Below are 20,609 nucleotides of genomic sequence, written 5' to 3' on the forward strand. Positions count from 1 at the left end.
CAAGATAATTCGAAAGAAATACACAGTGATCATCTACTATTATTTGTGTAGTTATTCATCCATTAACGGAAATGAAATGTATGAAGTCGAATATTATACATTTTTCACTTTTGAAAGACTACTTTGTAAATTGTTCTTTTTTATAAAGAAAAAACATTTGGGTTCTTTATAGTAACCTGATTATTATATTGGTTCTTGCTAAAACTACTAATATGGAGGTGTTTATAATGGCAAAGAACAAGACAGTGGCAGGGATTAGGATTCAACAAGTAAGAAAAGAGAATCCGAAATCCATTATGGAGCCAGGCTATTCAGGGACAGATCCCAAAAAAGTAAAACAAGAAATTCAAAGGGATTTAAGCAAGGGTGTAGGGGCCATGACGTCTCGTGAGGCTGGATCAATGAGAGATTAAAGAGCCACTATTATTGTGGTTCTTTTAAAACCCCTCTAACCGTCCAATCCCTCAATTTAAGTTAGAAACGTTTCGCACAACAATATGGCCCTTTTCTTGAATAGGGTTTTTGTTATCGTTTTTTATAAAAGTACACTTTTACGAACATCCTGAAAATATCTTAAATCTATGAAATCATACGTTCGTAAAACACTTAAATTTAATTACGAACGTTTGCCGTTTCTATAAAAGTTTTTATACCAGCAGAGATATCGAGGGTTCATCACGTTATTTTTCTCCTATATCTTTACTTGTTTAATAATTATTAAGTCATTTGTTGCGTTAATTATTGACCTTTTTTTTTGCGTAAATGCTCAACCAAAGGAAACAAAATTTGTTCCTCCAGTTCTTCAAAAGACGAATCCATTTTTATTCGGTGCCCATTGAACAGAAACGCATCTAGCAAATAAAGGATACATGGTGTAGTGTGCCAGGTGTGCTTCTTGATCTGTTCCCACACATAAGTTTCAAACTCCTTGGAGTGCTTATTGTGTTCGATGCATCCACGTATCTTCGTTTTCTTGACCTCAATCGCTCCTTCAAACATATTTTTACGCACGATTTCCCACCGTCACAAGAGACATCCTTTCTTTGGGGGATTGTTGTCGTGACTTTATTCTACCAAAGAGGGTGTCTTTTTTGTGTTTTTTTAAGGATAAATAATTGTGCAAGAACCGTTTCATATTAAGGCTTCATGCGCTATTTTTAGGTGCAGAAGTTGAGTTTATAATAATATCTGCTAAAAAAAGCGATGGAATTGAAACAGAATAAAAAGAAAAATTGGCTAGGCGTATGAGAAAATGGGGTTTCTGCAAACAGCAGCGCATTCTTTTTTTATGGGTAATGACCAAAACAATTTAATAATTTTTTAATGTAAAGAAAAGACACCCTTGAAAAAGAGTGTCTAGTGAATAGCTACCCGCCCAACTGTTTAATTTGATCAATCGTATTGGTAATGTCGCTTAAGGCTTGGAATATTTCGGTGTTTTCAATAACCGAGGAATCCAGTTTTCCATCTTCCATATTGTTCAAATATGCATCTATTCCTTTAAGGGCCTGTTTGTTTTGCTCCACCACCTGCTGATGAAGGTCTGCTCCGACGGATGGTTCTTCCAGTTCATTAAATTCCGTTATATCTTGCTTCATGTTTTCCAGCTTTTCTTCTAATTCTATTGCGGCCTGCTCATCTGTTGTCGCTTGTTCAGCGAGTGAAGGAACTTCATTTACAAATGTACTTACTTTATTGGCATACTCTGTGGCCTTATCAGCGTAACCTAAGGTGTTCGTGAACCCTTCAAGAATTGAGCAACCACTAAGAACAACCGTGAAAAACATCATCAATGCGATCTTTGTTTTTTTCAATGACAACCCTCCCGCTAATCATATGCTCATTCCCTTAATTATAGCATCCACGCATAGTCCCATACATTAACACCAAGGAAGAAAACAGCCCAATTTCTCAATTTTAATGCCGGGAATTGGGCTGTTACTAAATAAACGACTCCAAAACCCTTTCTTTTTCTGTTCCTGTAATTCATCTAAAGTCCTTATTAGGTTCTTATCACGTTCTTTTATGCGTTCCCCTGTATATTTCTTGTTGTTCTTTAAACAGTTCCAAGAGCTTACTGTTGAATTCTTCTTACCTCTGTATGTAACTCTTTTTAATGTTCACCTGAACTAAGTCTCTAAGGTAGTATAACAGTAAATACTCGAAATTTTTGGGATCAATAAATATTTCATTTGATGATATAGACGTCATTAAAGATCCAAGTATTGAATCTTAAAGAATATATATCTGGCACAAAAGGAATGGGCCGGGTAAATGGCTCTTTTTCCGTGGGTGTACGGTGAGGATCCTTGCTTCACTGGGAGGTCTCGCTATGTTCACTTTCTTCCATTAATTTTTATTACCTAATAAAGATTGTTACCACAATGGTTACCTTAATTTCATGTTCAAAATAAGACTTTAGCTAAGCCATTCCCTTAACGATCTTAATGGAAAAAAACAGAATCGATATTCAGTATAAATTAAAGGAAATTGTGAAGAATATCATGGTGTCTCAATGAGGAATGGAGGAATTTAAATGGGAATATTGTCAATGTCTCCAACCAACATGGATCGATGTATCGAGGAATGTTTGAAATGTGCTCGTGCCTGTGAAGAATGCCACACTGCTTGTTTACAGGAACCTGATGTTCAAGCACGGATCGCATGTATCCAGCATTTAAATGATTGTGCTGAAATTTGCTTTCAAGCTGCAGCATTTATGTCTAGAAACAGTCAAAACTCACAAGCTTTTTGTGCACTTTGTGCTGCTAGTTGTGAGGCATGTGCAACAGAATGCGAGAAATTCAAAGATGAACACTGCCAAGAATGCGCTAAAATTTGCCGTCAATGTGCAGAGGAATGCCGTAAAATGGCAAGTTAAGTTTTTAACATAAATAGAGCGTAGACTATCGTGAAGTAGTCTACGCTCTATTTTTATAAAAGAATGTTAAATAATTACGTTATCTTTCGTTTTTAGAAAGTGCTGAGTCATAAATACATATGAAGGAGTTGGCACTATTTCTTCTTCGACTTTAATACTATCAAGACCTTTAGGCTATTTTCCTAATTTAAATTATCCCAGTTTAACCCTTTTTCCAAATGGTTAAGTATCTTATGTAAATAAAGGAGGTATTTACGATGAGTCACGAAAAATATTCAAGTGTCATTGAAGCACTGCATGAATGCATGGAAGCTTGCAACCACTGTTACACGTCTTGCTTGCAAGAAGAAAATGTAAAAGAAATGGCAGAGTGTATCCGCTTGGATCGTGAGTGTGCGGATATTTGCGCATTCTTAGAGCAATCTTTGACTCGCGATACTCCATATGTCAAAGAGCTTGCGCAATTATGTGTGAAAGCATGCCGTGATTGTGGCGATGAATGCGCTAAACATAACCACGATCATTGCCAGAAATGTGCGGAGGCATGCCAAAGATGTGCCGATGAGTGTGAAAAGTTAGTTTTATAATTCCTTAAAAAAGCTGCCCTGGGTTCAAGTAGATAGAGTCCAGGGCAGCCTTATTTCTTAGAAAATTATTGTTCCAACTTTTTTTATACGATCATATTCCTCTTAAGTGAATTCTGACCACCAAAATTACATACAAGGGTATACAGCAGTTTAAAATATACCCATAGTTAATATCATCAAACAATAAATTTCATAAGTCCCTCTAGAACAGCTGTTATGAATTCATTCAACTAAAATCGCATACATATAACCATACCGGACAAGTTAAGAAGGAGGAACACAAATTAAATGGGATCCTCACTATACATTCTGCTTATTATAACGTTGCTTGGTGCTTTATTAGTTATATGGAAGAATTATAGATATCGCAATAAGATATCAAATATGGTAGGTATGGTTATCGCAATGTCACTTGGTATGAGTTTTGGATTACTGGTAGGTTATATATTTGGTGGGATATTTAATGGCGATCTATTCCTTTCAACTGTATTGGCGATGTTATCGGGGGCAATTATTGGTTTTTTATCAGGATTGTCAATAAGTATTATAGCTGTAATTGAAGGGTTATTTGCAGGTCTTATGGGGGGAATGATGGGAGCGATGCTCGGTGATATGATTAACCCTGACGACCGTGAAGTTCTCCTGAAAATATTGTTCTTTATTTGCTTTTCAACTTTTCTAATGTTACTTCTGTTAATTAAAAATGAAGTGAATGGGACCTCCTCTTTTTTTATCAACCCATTTGTCACAGTGATTTTGTTCGGATTTATCTTTATTTTCATCAATCAATTTGGACCTTATTTCCCTAATTCTCAAGAACAAACTGGAAAATCTCCCAGCGAAAAACAACTAACGATTAAGGCTTATGAATTTACATTCTCTCCTAATGAGACGAGTATTCAAGTTGGAGATCAAGTTAATTTATCATTAATTAATAACGGTACAATAGATCACGACTTAGAGATTATAAGCCTTTCTACAGAAGAAGTGCATGGTAATCAAACACATCATCATAACAAGTCTAACTCCAACGTTCATATTCACGCTTCGTCTGGCGAAGAACAAAGCGTCTCTTTTATTCCACTTGAGAGTGGCACTTATCAATTTATATGTACGCTCCCTGGTCATAAAGAATCTGGAATGATTGGGTCTTTTGAAGTATCATATAAAGAATTTCACCTTTCCGCGATTTAACTTCTTCTATTACTTAATAACCTTTAAACGGTTGAATATCCCCCCCCCTATCCAACCAAGAAATCTCGGATATACAAGACTTTTTTGTATATCTGAGTTTTTTTTGGTTAGGCAAAAATCATACTGCCATTTCATACATAACTACTGCCCAAAAACACCTTACCCTACTAAAGTCTTAGATAAACCAACTGATTTTCTCATAATTCCAAGAAACACTTATAACATAGATTACCACCTATATATAAGTAACACATCAGAATAATTTATCTCTTAAAAGCAAAAGTTAACACAATAAGTAGTGTTCAAAATTGGAGATGATAAGTAATGATACAAAACTATAAATTAGCTTTTATAGGCGCAGGCTCAATGGCCGAAGCAATTTTCTCTGGATTAATTAATCAAAAAAAGGTTTCCCCAGAAAATATATATGTCACAAACCGTCAAGACGAAGAACGCCTTCATGTGTTGCAAAAAAAATATGGTGTACAAGTAAGCTCAAGTAATGAACAAATCTTAGCAAAAGCTGATATTGTGATCCTCGCCATGAAACCAACGGGAATTAAACAAGCAATCCAATCAATTCGATCGTACACATCAGAAAATCAACTTATTCTTTCCGTACTTGCCGGGATCACTACGGAGTATATTTCTTATTTGTTGGGTCATAAAGCACCAGTTGTTCGGGTGATGCCAAATACATCAGCAGCTGTTGGATCCTCCGTGACGGTAATCTCTCCGGGAGAACATGTAAACGATAATCATCTCAAAGTTACGGAATCATTATTAAAGGCAGTTGGTATCGTAAAACAAGTAAAAGAAAAGGATCTAGATAGTGTCACAGCCATTGCAGGAAGTGGTCCTGCCTACATGTACTACTTAGTTGAAGGTATGTTTAATTCGTTAGATGAACTTCAACTAGATCGCAAGCTGGGAGAGGAACTAATTTTGGAAATGATTCAAGGATCTGTGGACCTTTTAAAATCCACGAATCAAACGCCTAAAGAAGTATACCTAAATGTGAAAAGTCCAGGTGGAACGACAGAAGCTGGTTTAAATGTGTTAGAAAACCAACAATTTCAGGAAATCATAAAAGACTGCATAATAAAAGCAGCGGAACGTTCAAAAGAAATTACTAAGGAAATGTCTACAATTCCAAAAAGCACAATAACTTAACTTTACTTATAAATAATCGAGGTGAATAAAATGGTAGATAGTCCAGAGAAGAAACGAATCGTTGTAAAAATTGGAAGTAGTTCCTTAACGAGTCGAAACGGTGAAATCAGTTATCGAAAGTTAGTTCGTTTAGTGGATGATATTGCTCTTATTAAAGATGAGGGTCATGAGCTTCTATTAGTATCTTCAGGAGCTGTTGCAGCAGGATACCGGAAACTCGGCTTTATCGAACGTCCCCAAAGCTTGCCAGAAAAACAAGCTGCTGCTTCCATTGGGCAATGCCTTTTAATGGAGGATTATTCAGAAAGGTTTGTATCCCACGGTTATGTGGCTTCCCAAATCTTAATTACGCGAAGCGACTTTTCTGATCAAAAACGGTATATGAACTCTCGAAATATGATCCAAGTACTTCTCGAACGAGGAGCCGTTCCGATTGTTAATGAAAACGATTCGATTACCCACGAACATTTGAAATTTGGAGATAACGATACATTATCAGCTAAGGTAGCAGGTTTAGTGGAAGCAAACCAATTGATTATTTTATCAGATATTGAAGGTCTCTATGATGATAATCCACGGAGAAATCCAAACGCCAAGCTGTTAGAGGTTGTTCATGAAATTACACCAGAAATTGAAGCAGCGGCCGGTGAGTCCAGCAGTGATGTTGGAACGGGAGGAATGGGCTCAAAGATTGAAGCAGTAAAAATTTCATTAGCTGCAGGAATCGAAACGTTTATAGGAGATGCCAATAAGCCTAATATTCTGTTTGATGCCGTTAATCATAAGGCTAAAGGCACTTACTTTAAACCAAATGCCGAGCAAGATAACTTAGATGTAAGAAAACACTGGATTGCTTTTAATTCAGGTACACAAGGAGAAGTCATCATTGATGATGGAGCACGGGTCGCTATTACCGATGAACAAAGTCATTTACTGCCTCAAGGCGTTCGAGAAGTAAATGGAACTTTCGATTGTGGAGATGTAGTTGTCATTAAGCATTTGAACGGAGATGAAGTGGGACGTGGGGTCATTAATTACTCCGCAGATCAGCTACTAGAAATAAAGAGGCTCAAATTAAAAGAAATTCCCGATCATATAAAAGTGACAAAAAGTGAAGCCATTAGTCAAACAGAATTCGTATGCCATACGGACATTAAAACATCCCGTTAATAAAGGAGAGATCTGGTTGAACACAGAAAAAATCAATGTTGAAGAGCAAGCAAAAAAAGCACAACAAGCAGGAAAGCCATTGAGTAACCTTTCCACAAAAGATAAAAATGAAGCATTACTTGTCATTGCGGATGAATTAGAAAAAAATTACTCCTTTCTATTAGATGAAAATCAAAAGGATTTAGACAAAGGAAAAGAAGAAAATTTTGATGAGGCCTTTATGGATCGTCTACTTCTAACAAAAGAACGAGTTAATAATTTCGCGGATGGACTTAGAGAGGTCGTCGAATTGAACGACCCTATTGGAGAAGTCCTTTCTGAATGGACGTTGGATAACGGACTGCATGTAAAAAACTTACGCGTTCCACTTGGTGTCATTGGGATGATATATGAAGCTAGACCAAATGTAACCGTTGATGCCACCGGTCTTGCATTAAAATCCGGTAACGCCGTTGTCTTAAAAGGTGGTTCCTCTGCTTTATTCTCAAACAAAGCGATCGTATCCGTCATTCATCGTGCACTAGAGAAAACCAAAATATCAAAAGAAGCCGTACAATTTATCGCCAGCACAGACAGAAGTGCTACCGAACAAATGTTTACATTAAAAAAGCATATCGATGTTCTCATTCCACGAGGTGGTGGGTCATTAATTGAAACCGTCGTAAACAAAGCAACCGTCCCTGTTCTTGAAACTGGTGTTGGGAATGTACATGTTTATGTAGACAAAGAAGCGGATGTAGATAAAGCATTAAATATCATCATAAATGCTAAAACCGACCGACCCGCTGTTTGTAACGCCTTGGAAACCATACTTATTCATAAAGATTGGTTTGAGAGCCACAAAGACGCACTCATTTCAAAACTTAGTGAAAATCACATTATAGTTCATGGCGATCAAGAAGTGGTTACGATGATTCCCGACTCTTTAGAAGCAGAAGAAAAAGATTGGGCGGAAGAATATTTAAGCCTAGATCTAGCTGTTAAAATCGTTAACGATGTTCAAGAAGCCATCGATCATATCGATAAATATGGAACAAAACATTCCGAGGCTATTGTTACAGAAAACCTAAAAACAGCAGACCAATTTATGCAAGATATCGATGCTGCTGCCGTCTATCATAACGCCTCGACCCGCTTCACGGATGGAAGTGCCTTAGGTTATGGAGCTGAGATTGGAATTTCCACTCAAAAACTACATGCTCGTGGCCCAATGGGATTACCTGCTTTAACTACTACAAAATTATGCATCACAGGAAATGGACAAGTTAGATAGTCCTTTGTTTATAAAAAGAGGTTGTGCTCTTTGTAAAAAGGAATTTCTATTTATGTTTTTTGAGTATTGTTAGATTTATAAAAACGACTATGAGTTAAGGAGAGGAAGAGAAAATTGGTGCAGAAACACAATATTCAACTCGTATCATCTGAGGTTGCCCCTATATGGGGAGGATACATCGCTGACAGCATGGCAAATTGTGTCCTTCAATACTTTTTAAACACAGTCGAGGATCAAGAAATAAGATCTATTGTTGAATATGGTCTTGGTTTGACTGATGAGCATATTCAATTCAAAAACAAACTATTTGAAAACGAAAATTTCCCTATTCCGGACGGTTTTTCGGATGAAGATGTAGATATTAAGGCACCTAAGCTGTTTTCGGACATATTTATATTACTTTACTTAAGAAAAATGGGAATTTCCGGGGTATCAACTTATTCATTGGCTTTAGGAAGTTGTGCCCGTATAGATATCAGGGAGTTTTTTAATCATAACCTGAAAACAGCGGCCGAACTTCTAGATAAGGCCACAACTCTATTGGAATCTAAGGGAATATTCATAAGAGCGCCATATATTGAATATCCTGGAAAAGTTGAATACGTTCATAAAGAAGGTTGGATGAAGGGGTTTTTTGGAGATCGCAGACCCCTTAATGCTGCTGAAATCACTCATCTATATTTGAACACAACAACAAATACATTAGGTAAATCACTTATGATTGGTTTTTCACAAGTAGCTAAATCAAACGAAGTTAAGAAACACGTGCTTCGAGGTCGAGATATAGCAACAAAACATATTGAGGTATTCAGTTCATTGTTACGAGACGACAATTTACCGGCTGCTGAAATTTGGGATGTCGGAGTAACTAGTTCAACAACAGCACCTTTTTCAGATAAGTTAATGCTTTTTCATACCCTTAGTCTTTGTCAAACAGGATTAGGAAATTATGGACTAGCCATTGCTGCAAGTCCACGAAGAGACTTAGCTGCCAATTACATTCGACTTACCGCAGAGATTGGCACCTTCTCTGATGATTGTGCTGAATTAATGATAAGAAATCATTGGCTAGAGAAAATGCCTGGTGCCATTGAACGAGATGCAATAGATAAACAGTAAATAAACAGCCCTGTAGCTTTCCGTTGGCCATCATTCTTCAGAGTCTATCTGTGAGAAAATACATTACCTAGAGCCAACTGATCAGATTCGTGTCTTTTAAACGCCAAGTAAAAGAAACAACCATTCAAAATCGTCAACGCTACTAGACCGATAAAAACATTGCTATAAACGACTTCATGACCTTGGGCAAAAGAAATTGGATTTAACTTGACCCCACTTTCGTAATCTAACATTTTACCAATAATCGCTCCGCCGAACGCACCTGACATAAAATTAAATAAATTATAAATCCCCATCCCGACTCCTATTTCATTCTTAGGAAGAACAGTTGAGATTAAGTTCGCAGTTGCTGTTTGGATAAAGGGAAAAGCGATATAGCTTATAATTATCACAATACTAATAACTAACGGACTGCTTCCAACAAAACTAGATAAGAGGAAAAACCCCGTAATCATAAGTGTAAAAGCAATATAAACGACTTTTCCACTCCCTTGCTTATCGGTTAATACCCCTGCCCATTTACCCATGAAAGCAGCAGCCATTGCACCTGGAAACAACGTAAGACCAATAAATAATGTCGATAAACCACTAACCTCACTCAACATAAGAGGCATCATAAACATCATGCCAAACATGGTCATAATCGCAAAAAATCCGGCTATAATGGTTGTTCGATAAGGAGCATTTTGAAACAACTCTGGATTGATAAACGGATTTTCACTATTGAATATTCTCCATGAGAACAAACCAAAAAACACGAAACTGATGACGATATACCACCATGTAAACATTGTAATAAAAAGAATTAGAGAAGCTACGGCTATTGCGATAAACACAGCGCCGAGAATATCCACTTTTCCTTCTTTCTTATCTTCCTCAGGCATCCACATCCGAAAAAAAGGAATAGTAATTAGAACAAATGTAGATATTAAGAATAAAAATTGCCAGTTCAATGCTCCAGAAACTAAGCCACCGATCACTGGCCCAACACCAGAGGCAAAAGCCATTGTACTTGAGACAATCCCTAGTACCCTACCTCTTTCTTCCGGAAAATACTTGGATGGTACAATAAAAGCCAACGCAACAATAGAAGATGCTCCCGCTGCTTGAATCATGCGTGAAAAGACGACCATTAAAAACGTTGGTGATAAAAAACCCAAAATTGAACCAGCGACAAACAAGCTAAGTCCAATCGTCAACAACGTCTTCAAAGGATATATATCTGCTAATTTACCGTACATCAATGCACCAATTGCATAAATAATAATATATCCTGTTACAACCCAGCTTACCTGTGATGGCAACAAGGAAAAAGAATTTGCAATATCAGGTACGGCTATCATGAACATTGTTCCATTCATAACAGAAAATAATAAGACAGAACACATCAGGAAGATTATTTTCTTTTTTTCTGATGGGGTTAGATTTTGTTCTACACTTAATTGTCCAGCGATTGTTGTCACTTCTTTCGATCTCCCCTTTTCCTGTTACTTGCAAGTCTATTTAATTATCATCATTCAATAAAAAATCCAATGTAAGTTTACCCTTTATAATCCATTTTATCTTAACATGAATAACCAATAATAACCGTATATCGGCTCCTTAAACAACCAATTTTCCATATATAAAAACTTTATATTATATTTAATAGAAGGCTGTGATAAATGTTGCCGTTGATCATTTCCTGAATTGAGAGGCGAATTTCTTCAACAATCGAAGAAATTCATCTGTAACATCCCTTTTAAGAGACAATTCTATATTGAAAATCGTATGTAAAAAATTCAACACGTAGATTGTGAAAGGCTCTCCCCTCAAATAATTCGAATACGAAAAATTGTTCCTAATGAGATCAACCACTGTAGCTTCACCCATCCGATCCTCCTGCTAAAGAGCCTTCGTAAGGCTTCATCTTAGATTAGATTAACCACACTCCATTACAATTTCACCCTTATTATAACTATATTGCTTGTTGCGAGAATTACATTTCACATTTAGTACAAATTAAAGGTAATTAAACATTTCACCTGAAGGAGTATGACCATGGAAATAATTGTATTATGGTCTTTATGGGTCGTCGGATTTGTACTGTTGTTAATAATCCTCACAAAGCTACCCTTCTGGGAATGGCTTTTGGTTTATTTGTTGACCGCTTATTTTTCTATCACCCTTGGCGTCATTATTGTAGAAGAAAATTTGCTCAGTTATCCAGTGAAAAGTTTCAATCAACATTTCGATTCCAGTGTCCTATTTGAATACCTATTATTTCCAGTTATCTGCTTATACTATTACCGAACATCCTATCATTCAACATATAAAGGTATTCTTTTACAGGGAGCTGTTTATTCTTCTGTTATAACAATTGTCGAGTATTTTATTGAAAGATACACTGATTTAGTTGAATATGAAAAATGGACACTGATCTACACATTTATATCGGAGCTTATTCTAATGTTATTCATCATTCTTCTAATGAAGAAAATCAAAAAAATGAAATGACTTTGTGGCTTATTAAGCTGTGTATCCTCCATCGATCACAAATCGCCAACCCTGCACATCTCTAAAAATTTTCAAGACTTAAAAACATGATATAAATAGTGATTCACTTGCCATCTAACAAGCGTTTTTATGGAACCAATGGATAAATTACACTCACAAGAGTTCTATTATTAATGGAAATTACTCGTTTTCGCAATATCCTTTAACCGCCCTCTTAGACTGTGATCCCATACGTATACGGAGGCGGTTCTAATGCAGTTGCTTTCCCGGCAACACCAATTAACCCTTACCCGAGTCCATATTGATAATCCTTCCAAACCCCTGCCTCAAGAGCGTATTTAATTGCTATGAAAAAGGAGCTGTCAGCATATTTTTAACCATTCCTTTTTGATTCACATCCGTTAATAGAACCTTATTGCCCATCTAGAGCGTAAACTTTTCAGAGTTCGTATCCCATAACTCTTGCAGCTCCCGTGATCACAACCACTTTATGATTCCCCATTTTACCACTCCTAGAAATGTTAATTCTCTAAAACAAATAATAAATACTTAATCTATGCAAATTAGTTATAGTTAGGAGATTTAACAAATGGATATACGACAATTAAGTTACTTTTTGGAAGTGGCCAAATATAAAAGTTTCACAAAAGCTTCGAATGAACTTCATATTTCACAGCCCACGCTTAGCAAAAAAGTAAAAAGCTTAGAAGATGAATTAAATATTGCTCTGATTGATCGCTCAGCCCGGCAAATTACATTAACGGAAGCCGGAGAAGTTGCCTATGAACAAGCCCAAATCATAGTGGAATCCTTGGAAAGTTTTTCAACACACTTGCATGACTTGATGAATGTTAAAAAAGGCAAAATAAAAATGGGGATCCCACCTCTAATTGGCTTCTTGTTCTTTCCTAAGATTATTAAAGAATTTAACTCGATATACCCTGATGTAGAAATCAAACTAATGGAACATGGGGCGAATAAGGTAAAAAAAGAAGTAAATGATGGTCTACTCGACCTTGGAGTTGTAGTGCTCCCAGCAGATAAAAAAGTTTTTGACATTGTTCCTTTCATCTATGAAGAACTCATGCTTTTCACTCATTCCTCCCATCCTTTTGCACATAGAGAAACGGTAGAGGTGAAAGATTTAGAAGACGAATCATTTATATTATTTAGTGAAGACTTTGCTTTACACGATCGTATCATTCAGGAATGCAGGCGTGCAGGCTTTCGACCAAATGTGGCTTATGAAAGTTCCCAATGGGATTTTATTAGCGGGATGATCGGAGAAAACTTAGGTATTTCTATTTTCCCTCAGTCGATCGCTGCGAAACTTGATTCTGAATTAGTTCGAGCCGTTCCCATCGTTAATCCTGTTATTCCATGGAAATTAGGACTCGTTTTAAAAAAGGGAAGATATGTTTCTCATGCAACCCGCGAATTTATTAAAAATATGACCTCTATGTATCAATCACCTTAGTTCGATCAGCATCTATTCGATAAATGAATAAAAAACATGAAATATATGAATTGTTCGAATGGAAAAATATACGTTATAGTAAATAAGTTCGTGAAACACTTACATTTAGGAGGCTACATTAATGAGCAACGATCGCTACCAGCAAGGTTTAGATAAATTAATGGAATATACTTTAACGAGTGATGATAATATTTCTACACATTTAAAAATTTCCGATGAACTAGAAGACATTGCGCCAGATATTGGGAAGTACATTATCGAATTCGCATACGGGGATATCTATTCACGTGAAGGGTTAACGAACCAGCAAAGAGCACTTGTAACGATCTCTTCCCTAGTTACTCAAGGAACAGAACCTCAATTAGAATTGCATATTAACACAGGACTTACCGCAGGTTTATCGCCAAAAGAAATTGTAGAAAGCATTACTCACTTAATTCCATATACCGGATTCCCCAGTGTTTTGAATGCTTTAACTGTAGCCAAGAAGGTATTTTCAATGAGAAATGTTTCAATAGATAAAGCGGATACTGAACAAAAGGAATCAAAGAAACCGTCCTAGCACGCTGAATAGTTCAGTTTTGAAGTACAAACTTTTAAGCAGAATAAAAATTTTACTACACTATAATTTAGATTTGACCAACAGAACAGAAAACGTTTTTGAAAGGGGATTCCCTTTCAATCAACGTCATGTGGGAAGGCTAATTAACATAAATTCTCCACTTTTTTTCTATACCGCCACTTCAAATAAAAAAGAGTTAAGTAATACATACAAGATAGGACACTTCCATAAAACCAAAGGGAAGTTACCCAAACATTTTGGAAACTTTCCCAAAAACTTGGTCCTCCTTCGCTTGCTGGTAGGACATAATAGGTAGATACTTCAATATAAAACATCCCACCAAAAAATATAAAGAAAAAAACAGCCATTACGTAAGCCCATGGTTCAACTTTCATTATGCGTCCCTCTCTTTCTTAATACTATTTATAATGACCATTAGCTAAAACAATATATTAGAACCAAAACATACATTTTAATGAATGAAATAATGTATGTTTTGGTTCTTCTTAGATATTGAAGTTATTGAACTAACGCCCCAGATTGTTTAATAAAAGCGTGGCGGTTCCGTTGCTTTTTATCGGAGCATGAGGGATGGGAAACCACTCGCTTTCCGCGGGGAAGACGGCAAGCCTCCTCGAGCTAAAGCTCTGCGGGGTCTCGCCAGTCTATCCTTTCCCGCAGGAGTCTCATGGTTTCCCATCCCCCATGACTATGAAGAGTGGAACGGAACCCTTTTTATGAAGATCTGGGGTGCTGTGTGAATATTGACATTGAAATGATCTACTTATGCCACGAAATTGATCCACATCCGCCATTAATAGATCCTGTACTATTGATCTGTACTATAAATTCAGAAACGGTCTTCACAAGGAGAAGTGGTGATGGGTAGGCATACACACCAGGTAATCTCCTACCCTTCATATAAACACGCTATCACACCCGATTTTCAACTTATCTAATGGCTCAATCTGTGATGGCCATATTCCCTGATCCTGATCTGTATCAGGCTTCCATTGGCGTTATATCAGATAGCTCATACTTTAACAGGGACGGAGAACGGCATGATTCCGATAGAAACATACGGCAAGCGACTCCTTCCCCGCCGCCCCTTTCTCCACACAATCATCTCCCAATCGATTCTTAAACAATCCTGCCAGTTAGCGCAACAAGCACAACTTCGTCTATGTGCATCACTATTCGTATGTATCACGCAAACACCCTTTTTAGGTACTTGGACCACCTGAAAAATCGTATATTACTAACATCAATTAAATTTTCCTCAACAAAAAAAGCATCCCTTATATGTCTTATGGGGTGTTTTCCCGCGATTTTTAGCCAAGGTTCCAATTTAAAGAGTGCGGTATAATTCAAACGAGTACGAATTAATAATTCTTTCTAATCTTCAACATAGAATTTGCATCTGACTGAAATTCATATCTAACACTAACTTTCTCAATTGTGCAGCCATTTTCAGTTAAATAATCCTTGAATTTTGCCAAATGATTATATTTATTACCATTCAAGTCTACTAAGGGGAAAATTCGTATTTCTTCTTTGGTGACTCTTAATAACTCTTTCAAAGTTTCAATATGAAAGCTATAATTCAAACGATCAGCATACATAAATAAGAAGTGTGCTGATAATAGGATATCAAATTCTTCATCCTTAAATGGTAACGAAGGTAAGGTAACAGGAATGTAATTTTGCGTATGTTCTATCATATCATTGGCACAATCATTTAATGCACTTTGGCGATGTCTTCTAAGCTCATCTATACCCTTGAAGTAATCCCAAATATAATTATTCTTTGCTTTTTCCATATGTTCCATCGCATGGTCAATATCTTCCAAACCTTTATTTTTGAGAGCTTTAACTGAATGATCATAAGCAATGTCGCACGCTGTAACATCCAATCCAATTTTTTGCCCAATTGCTGTAAAAGAACAAGCTCCAGCTGGACAATCTAGTATTTTCTTTCCTTTCAGAAATTCTTCTGATAGGTAGAACATATCCATGTATTCTTCATATGTTCTACCAATAAAAATAATCTTTTCTAAATCTAATTTAGTGTTTTGCTCAACTCTGCTCATCTATGCCCACCTCTTCTAGGACTACTCTGATCGTACATACTGGTAATTTAAAAATAAAAACCATTCCTTTCCTTTTCATTAAACATTTCTCTCTAACGATCCACTTTTTCCAAGACTACTTAGATTCTCGTCCATGATCACGGCCTCATTTCCCGTGGTTCAACTTGGCCAATCACTGTCTTCTCTTCTTTGCGTTTAATAGCAGAAATTACACCTTCAGAAATTTCCTTATGAGTTAACCATCTTGATTTTTGATCTTCAACTACGAAACCGAGCTGTATCTGGTGATATAAACACTGATTAGATACTGAAAGCGCGGATTGAATAGATTTTAAGTGATCTCCACTGCCTATAATATGAAAAAAATGAAAGGATTCCGTTTGATTATCAGTTATTTCATTAAATATCGCTATAACAGAATGAGGGGCATCGCTGTGAACCCACGCAATAACCGTATCCATTGGCCCGTGTATTTTTATTGTATTTTTAATTAGTTCCTGTACAGCTTCCACATTTTTATAGTCTAAAGAAACTAACTTTAAATTGTTCTCTGGTTGTTCATTGTTTAGAAGTTTGAGCCTTTCCACATCTCTAGCCACAACTGAAGTATGTGAATAATTTTTTATAAGCCATCTTGAAACATCTGCAAGCATACCTGTACCACCAAAAATGATAGCCTTCTGCATAGTTACCCTCTCTCCGATCTTCTTCGATTCTAAATCATTTCTTAATTTGAGGTCTGGAATATAAATCATTTAAAAAATGATCCTAATACCAAACTTTGACATCCTCAACTAATACAATAAATAATTCATCTGTTTCTCTAAATTTTATTCCATAATTAAAATTTTCTATGTAACCCTTTACATATTTGATAAGCCTCATTTTATTGTTATCCTTACTGAGCTACGGTCATAATTACTGTGTCATAAAATCTGACATAGTATGTGACAAATTATTTTTTATTTGAAATAATCAGTCTATTAACAAGATATGGAGGCCTGATTATGGTTCAAGAAGAGAATCCTTACAAAGGTAATAAAAAAATCTTATTTATGACGACTTTCGCTTTCTTTTTAAGCTTTTTTGTTTGGTTCAACATGGCACCTTTTGCTTCAACGATACAAGAGGCGCTACAGCTTTCAAAAGAAGAAATTGGTGTCATTCTATCAATTAACGTGGCTTTAACCATTCCCGCTAGAATTGTTATTGGCATGCTGGTTGACCGCTTCGGTCCTAAGAATGTTTATACCATATTACTATTAGTGATAAGTATCCCATGCTTTTGGTTTGCCATTGCGGATTCATTTTGGCAGCTGTTTATCGCCCGTGCCTTTCTTTCGGTCGTCGGTGCCGGGTTTGTTGTCGGTATTCGTATGGTGTCTGAGTGGTTTCCGTCTAAGCAGCTTGGACTGGCAGAAGGTGTTTACGGAGGCTGGGGAAATTTCGGTTCAGCAGCAGCCGCGTTTTCTTTGCCGTTAATTGCACTGCTTTTCGGTGGCGAAAACGGTTGGCGCTATGCGATTGCTTTAACGGGAGTACTATGTATTATCTATTCATTCTTTTTCTATCGATCAGTTGAAAATACCCCTAGAGGAAAAGTGTATCAACGTCCGAAACAAAATGGAGCAATGGAAGTAACCAGTTACAAGAGCATGGTTGGGTTAATGCTTATGTCGATTCCTTTGTATGCTGCCCTTGCCTTAATCACTTGGCAGTTAAGTAGTACCTCAATCGTTTCAAATACTGTCGCTACTGTCATTTACTTAATTCTTACTATTTCTTACTTGTATAACTTATATAAAATCTGGTCTGTCAACCGCGATCATCTAAAGGCAGGTGTACCCAAAGACGATCAATATTCATTTAGGCAGGTAGCCATTTTAGACTTTGCATACTTCATTACATTTGGTTCAGAATTGGCCGTTATTTCTATGCTACCGATGTTTTTTGAGTCAACCTTCAGTTTGAGTATCGCAGAAGCAGGAATGATTGCCAGCTCGTTTGCATTTATGAACCTTATTGCTCGTCCTGGTGGAGGATGGCTAAGTGATAAGTTTGGTCGTAAAAAAACTCTGATCATTCTTTTGAGTTGCCTATCTGTTGCGTATTTAGGAATGTCTCAAATTGCTTCTGGTTGGCCGATTATTATGGCACTGTTATTAACGATGACATGCTCATTTTTTGTACAAGCAGGAGAAGGAGCGGTATTCTCAATGGTACCTCTCGTGAAAAAAAGATTGACCGGACAAGTTGCTGGCATGGTCGGAGCTTATGGAAATGTCGGAGCCGTCTTATTTTTGGCGGTACTCAGTCTCTTAAATCCTTCACTGTTTTTCATTTGTATCGCTATTGCTTCGTCCTTGTGTTTTCTTGCCTGCTTCTTCCTGAAAGAACCAAATCAATCCCATGCTGTAAGTAATAAAACAGGAGAATCAGAAGAACAAACTGAAAAAGAAGTGGCTATTTAGTTTTTGCACAGTAGACAGATTCATGAGTATTTGGATCTGTCTGCTTTTTTCAACTATAAGGATTTGTTACTTTAAGACTATAGCATTTTCAACCATTCGTCATTCACTATGTAACAAAAGCTTACGTAGTTTTTGAAAATACATTTATGATCACCGCCTAGCACTTCCTCTTCAGTACCCAATAAATAGCCTCGTTATTCTTGCTGTCACCTATACACTCACTACCAATTATTCAATTCTTCTTCCATACACCCGCGTACTTTTTACGATATTTACTTTCATCTTCTAACTCAATCAACAGTAAAGCTTTTTGTTTTATATCTTCGTCACCTAATTCATCATATAAACTTTTTAATCCTTCCCATATTTCGTAGACCCAATCAACCTTTTCTTCTGTCGCAGCAAGAATCATCTGGTACGCTTCATATTGATCTTGTTTATCTTTGGCTTCTAGTTTTTCAAAATAGGATTGTATTATGTGATCCATTTGAATCATCTCCTTCATTAATTTATTGCTTTGATTAGCGACTTTTCATCTTATGTAACTAGTATATATACGATGAAATCTTGGATAAGGTTTCATGTTCTATTCATATAAAAAGCCGCCTTCCTTATTCAGGAATGACGACTTTTAGTATGTTATAGGAAAACCGTTCTAAAGTTAGGAGAGAATTTTAACTTAAAGTATCAGGTCCTTGTTGATAAGTATGTTGTGCCGTAGCTTCTTTACACGAATCACATAATGTACGTATGTCTAATGCTCCATCATTTTGCATATGAATCGTCTGTGAATCATCTGAGTCGTTTAACACATCTGATCCTATCTGTGATGCATCTACTTCTTTTGTGTCTAATTCCCCTACTTGCTGTTCACATTGACGACAATAGTAACGAATTTTCATTTCCATCCTCCTTGTCATCCCCTAAAAAGGTGATCATAAATAGTTTGGTCCACATTTGAAATAGTTATGCAACACAAATGTGTCTCTTTCAAATCACAAGGTATAAACAAGGAATTTGGATAGGTATGTAGTTAAATGATCGAAAAACGTTCCTTAAGAATCTTTAATCGGGAACTTTTCAAAAAATTGCTTTCGAAACTCGGTCGATTTCACTAATTCACCAATGGATTGTTTATTTTGCTCGAGTAATTTCTCTGTTGCTTCCTTGTTTTCGTCCAGGAACATAGCCATTGCTTCGTTCTTTAAAATTTCTTCTTCGATAAGAAAATGGTCGAGGTTTTCAGAGAGTAGTTGAACCATGTTTTCTCTTGAAACAGAAAAGGAGCTTTCATCGATGGTAAAATGATATCTTTCTGAATTAGGGACAAGTATAGTTAATAGCATAGCATTGAACAAAAAATTCTTTTCCACTGTACCATTTCCATCGAACCAATACTCTGAAATGTTTGTTTCCGAGAACATACCGCCGTTGTAACCATAGGTCACTTTTATCATTTCATTTGATAAATCCACTTCTTTATAGGATTCTCCCCCTGGTAATTTCCCTATAATCTTCGTCACACGATTTCCACCAACATATGTTCCGACATATTCTTTAAACCCTGTTATATTGACATCATTTATTGATCTCATTTGTTTTTCATTGTTATTATCATTAGTACACGCTATAAGTAAAGTTGCGGTAAGCGTGAGTAACAGGCATGCTTGAAAAATTTTCATGGTCAGCCCCCTATTGAATTTTAATTTATCATAACAACTCATTAATGCAAGAAAGTAAATATCCATTCAAAAAACAACTATACCAACAATCCCCTCTTTATTTCAATAATATTCAAATTTCATCAATTCATTAATGACTTTCGTACGCGGACTGATATATCAAATAACAATAATGACAACAGCCATTGTCAACGTGCTATTTGCTGTGTTAAATTGATAAACCTGTTAAAGACTTTATTCCGAGATGATGGGGGTTCGTTACCGTATAAGAGATAGGGGTGGCTTTGAAACAACTCGCTTTCCTGCGGGGGACCTGGCAAGCCTCCTCGGTCGTTGTCACTCCCTGTGGGGTCTTGCCTAACTCCTTCTCGAGGCTGCTGAAAAACCACATAGTTTTTAAAAGACTAAAAATAAAATAGAAAAAGAGGAGTAAT

The 20,609-nt window shown here is 36.5% G+C and carries 20 protein-coding genes; 12 read left to right on the forward strand and 8 right to left on the reverse strand.

The annotated features are described in order from the left end of the window. Nucleotides 1-227: 227 nt before the first annotated feature. Nucleotides 228-413 carry a hypothetical protein gene (locus ACFQIC_RS20470; RefSeq protein ID WP_204712288.1) on the forward strand — a complete coding sequence of 62 codons (186 nt, stop codon included), beginning with the start codon at nt 228-230 and terminating at the stop codon, nt 411-413. A gap of 325 nt (nt 414-738) precedes the next feature. On the opposite strand, the gene ACFQIC_RS20475 is transcribed toward ACFQIC_RS20470, so the two are convergent. Both ACFQIC_RS20475 and ACFQIC_RS20480 read right to left on the reverse strand, forming a co-directional pair. Further along, a complete protein-coding gene (locus tag ACFQIC_RS20475) occupies nt 739-1,011 on the reverse strand; it encodes a hypothetical protein (RefSeq protein WP_390217816.1) in 273 nt (90 codons plus the stop codon). A 356-nt stretch (nt 1,012-1,367) separates the two neighbouring features. After that, complete coding sequence (locus ACFQIC_RS20480) at nt 1,368-1,814, reverse strand: DUF6376 family protein (protein ID WP_390217818.1); 447 nt, start codon at nt 1,812-1,814, stop codon at nt 1,368-1,370. 722 nt (nt 1,815-2,536) lie between these two features. Here ACFQIC_RS20480 and ACFQIC_RS20485 point away from each other — a divergent pair. The 7 genes from ACFQIC_RS20485 (at nt 2,537) to ACFQIC_RS20515 (ending at nt 9,397) form a co-directional block, all read left to right on the forward strand. Next, the gene (locus ACFQIC_RS20485; RefSeq protein WP_204712282.1) at nt 2,537-2,881 is read left to right on the forward strand and encodes a four-helix bundle copper-binding protein; all 345 of its coding nucleotides are present in this window, start codon (nt 2,537-2,539) and stop codon (nt 2,879-2,881) included. Nucleotides 2,882-3,138: 257 nt separating this feature from the next. Further along, the gene (locus ACFQIC_RS20490; protein WP_204712280.1) at nt 3,139-3,468 is read left to right on the forward strand and encodes a four-helix bundle copper-binding protein; all 330 of its coding nucleotides are present in this window, start codon (nt 3,139-3,141) and stop codon (nt 3,466-3,468) included. A 288-nt stretch (nt 3,469-3,756) separates the two neighbouring features. Continuing rightward, complete coding sequence (locus ACFQIC_RS20495; RefSeq protein ID WP_204712278.1) at nt 3,757-4,662, forward strand: plastocyanin/azurin family copper-binding protein; 906 nt, start codon at nt 3,757-3,759, stop codon at nt 4,660-4,662. Nucleotides 4,663-4,986: 324 nt separating this feature from the next. After that, the gene (proC, locus tag ACFQIC_RS20500; RefSeq protein ID WP_204712276.1) at nt 4,987-5,835 is read left to right on the forward strand and encodes a pyrroline-5-carboxylate reductase; all 849 of its coding nucleotides are present in this window, start codon (nt 4,987-4,989) and stop codon (nt 5,833-5,835) included. Between the two features lie 30 nt (nt 5,836-5,865). Continuing rightward, a complete protein-coding gene (gene proB / locus ACFQIC_RS20505; RefSeq protein WP_204712274.1) occupies nt 5,866-7,005 on the forward strand; it encodes a glutamate 5-kinase in 1,140 nt (379 codons plus the stop codon). Between the two features lie 10 nt (nt 7,006-7,015). Then, nucleotides 7,016-8,278 (forward strand): glutamate-5-semialdehyde dehydrogenase, encoded by a 1,263-nt coding sequence (locus ACFQIC_RS20510; protein WP_204712284.1) that lies wholly within the window; start codon nt 7,016-7,018, stop codon nt 8,276-8,278. Nucleotides 8,279-8,395: 117 nt separating this feature from the next. Continuing rightward, complete coding sequence (locus ACFQIC_RS20515) at nt 8,396-9,397, forward strand: DUF3231 family protein (RefSeq protein WP_204712272.1); 1,002 nt, start codon at nt 8,396-8,398, stop codon at nt 9,395-9,397. A 44-nt stretch (nt 9,398-9,441) separates the two neighbouring features. Here the strand turns inward: ACFQIC_RS20515 and ACFQIC_RS20520 are convergent, their stop codons facing one another. Continuing rightward, nucleotides 9,442-10,860, reverse strand: coding sequence for an MFS transporter (locus tag ACFQIC_RS20520; protein WP_204712270.1), 1,419 nt, complete (start codon nt 10,858-10,860; stop codon nt 9,442-9,444). 577 nt (nt 10,861-11,437) lie between these two features. Between ACFQIC_RS20520 and ACFQIC_RS20525 the strand changes: the two genes are divergently transcribed. From ACFQIC_RS20525 to ACFQIC_RS20535, 3 genes are all read left to right on the forward strand, one after another. After that, nucleotides 11,438-11,893 (forward strand): CBO0543 family protein, encoded by a 456-nt coding sequence (locus tag ACFQIC_RS20525; RefSeq protein ID WP_204712268.1) that lies wholly within the window; start codon nt 11,438-11,440, stop codon nt 11,891-11,893. A gap of 589 nt (nt 11,894-12,482) precedes the next feature. After that, nucleotides 12,483-13,370: a LysR family transcriptional regulator gene (locus ACFQIC_RS20530; protein WP_204712266.1), complete on the forward strand. Its 888-nt coding sequence runs from the start codon at nt 12,483-12,485 to the stop codon at nt 13,368-13,370. 121 nt (nt 13,371-13,491) lie between these two features. After that, nucleotides 13,492-13,932, forward strand: a complete 441-nt coding sequence (locus tag ACFQIC_RS20535; protein ID WP_204712264.1) for a carboxymuconolactone decarboxylase family protein — start codon at nt 13,492-13,494, stop codon at nt 13,930-13,932. 1,382 nt (nt 13,933-15,314) lie between these two features. Here the strand turns inward: ACFQIC_RS20535 and ACFQIC_RS20540 are convergent. Next, nucleotides 15,315-16,022: a class I SAM-dependent methyltransferase gene (locus ACFQIC_RS20540; protein WP_204712262.1), complete on the reverse strand. Its 708-nt coding sequence runs from the start codon at nt 16,020-16,022 to the stop codon at nt 15,315-15,317. 137 nt (nt 16,023-16,159) lie between these two features. Further along, nucleotides 16,160-16,777 carry a Rossmann-fold NAD(P)-binding domain-containing protein gene (locus tag ACFQIC_RS20545; RefSeq protein WP_204712260.1) on the reverse strand — a complete coding sequence of 206 codons (618 nt, stop codon included), beginning with the start codon at nt 16,775-16,777 and terminating at the stop codon, nt 16,160-16,162. Between the two features lie 252 nt (nt 16,778-17,029). Between ACFQIC_RS20545 and ACFQIC_RS20550 the strand changes: the two genes are divergently transcribed. Next, on the forward strand, nt 17,030-18,493 hold the full coding sequence (locus ACFQIC_RS20550; RefSeq protein WP_204712258.1) for a NarK family nitrate/nitrite MFS transporter: 1,464 nt from the start codon (nt 17,030-17,032) through the stop codon (nt 18,491-18,493). A 232-nt stretch (nt 18,494-18,725) separates the two neighbouring features. Here ACFQIC_RS20550 and ACFQIC_RS20555 read toward each other — a convergent pair whose 3' ends face one another. The 3 genes from ACFQIC_RS20555 to ACFQIC_RS20565 form a co-directional block, all read right to left on the reverse strand. Continuing rightward, a complete protein-coding gene (locus ACFQIC_RS20555; RefSeq protein WP_204712256.1) occupies nt 18,726-18,980 on the reverse strand; it encodes a hypothetical protein in 255 nt (84 codons plus the stop codon). 187 nt (nt 18,981-19,167) lie between these two features. Further along, nucleotides 19,168-19,395 (reverse strand): anti-sigma-F factor Fin, encoded by a 228-nt coding sequence (locus ACFQIC_RS20560; protein WP_204712254.1) that lies wholly within the window; start codon nt 19,393-19,395, stop codon nt 19,168-19,170. Between the two features lie 153 nt (nt 19,396-19,548). Further along, nucleotides 19,549-20,175: a DUF4825 domain-containing protein gene (locus ACFQIC_RS20565; RefSeq protein ID WP_204712252.1), complete on the reverse strand. Its 627-nt coding sequence runs from the start codon at nt 20,173-20,175 to the stop codon at nt 19,549-19,551. Between the last annotated feature and the right edge of the window lie 434 nt (nt 20,176-20,609).

It is taken from the genome of Halobacillus seohaensis (assembly GCF_042663045.1).
GTDB classification, from domain to species: Bacteria; Bacillota; Bacilli; order Bacillales; family Halobacillaceae; genus Halobacillus_A; species Halobacillus_A seohaensis.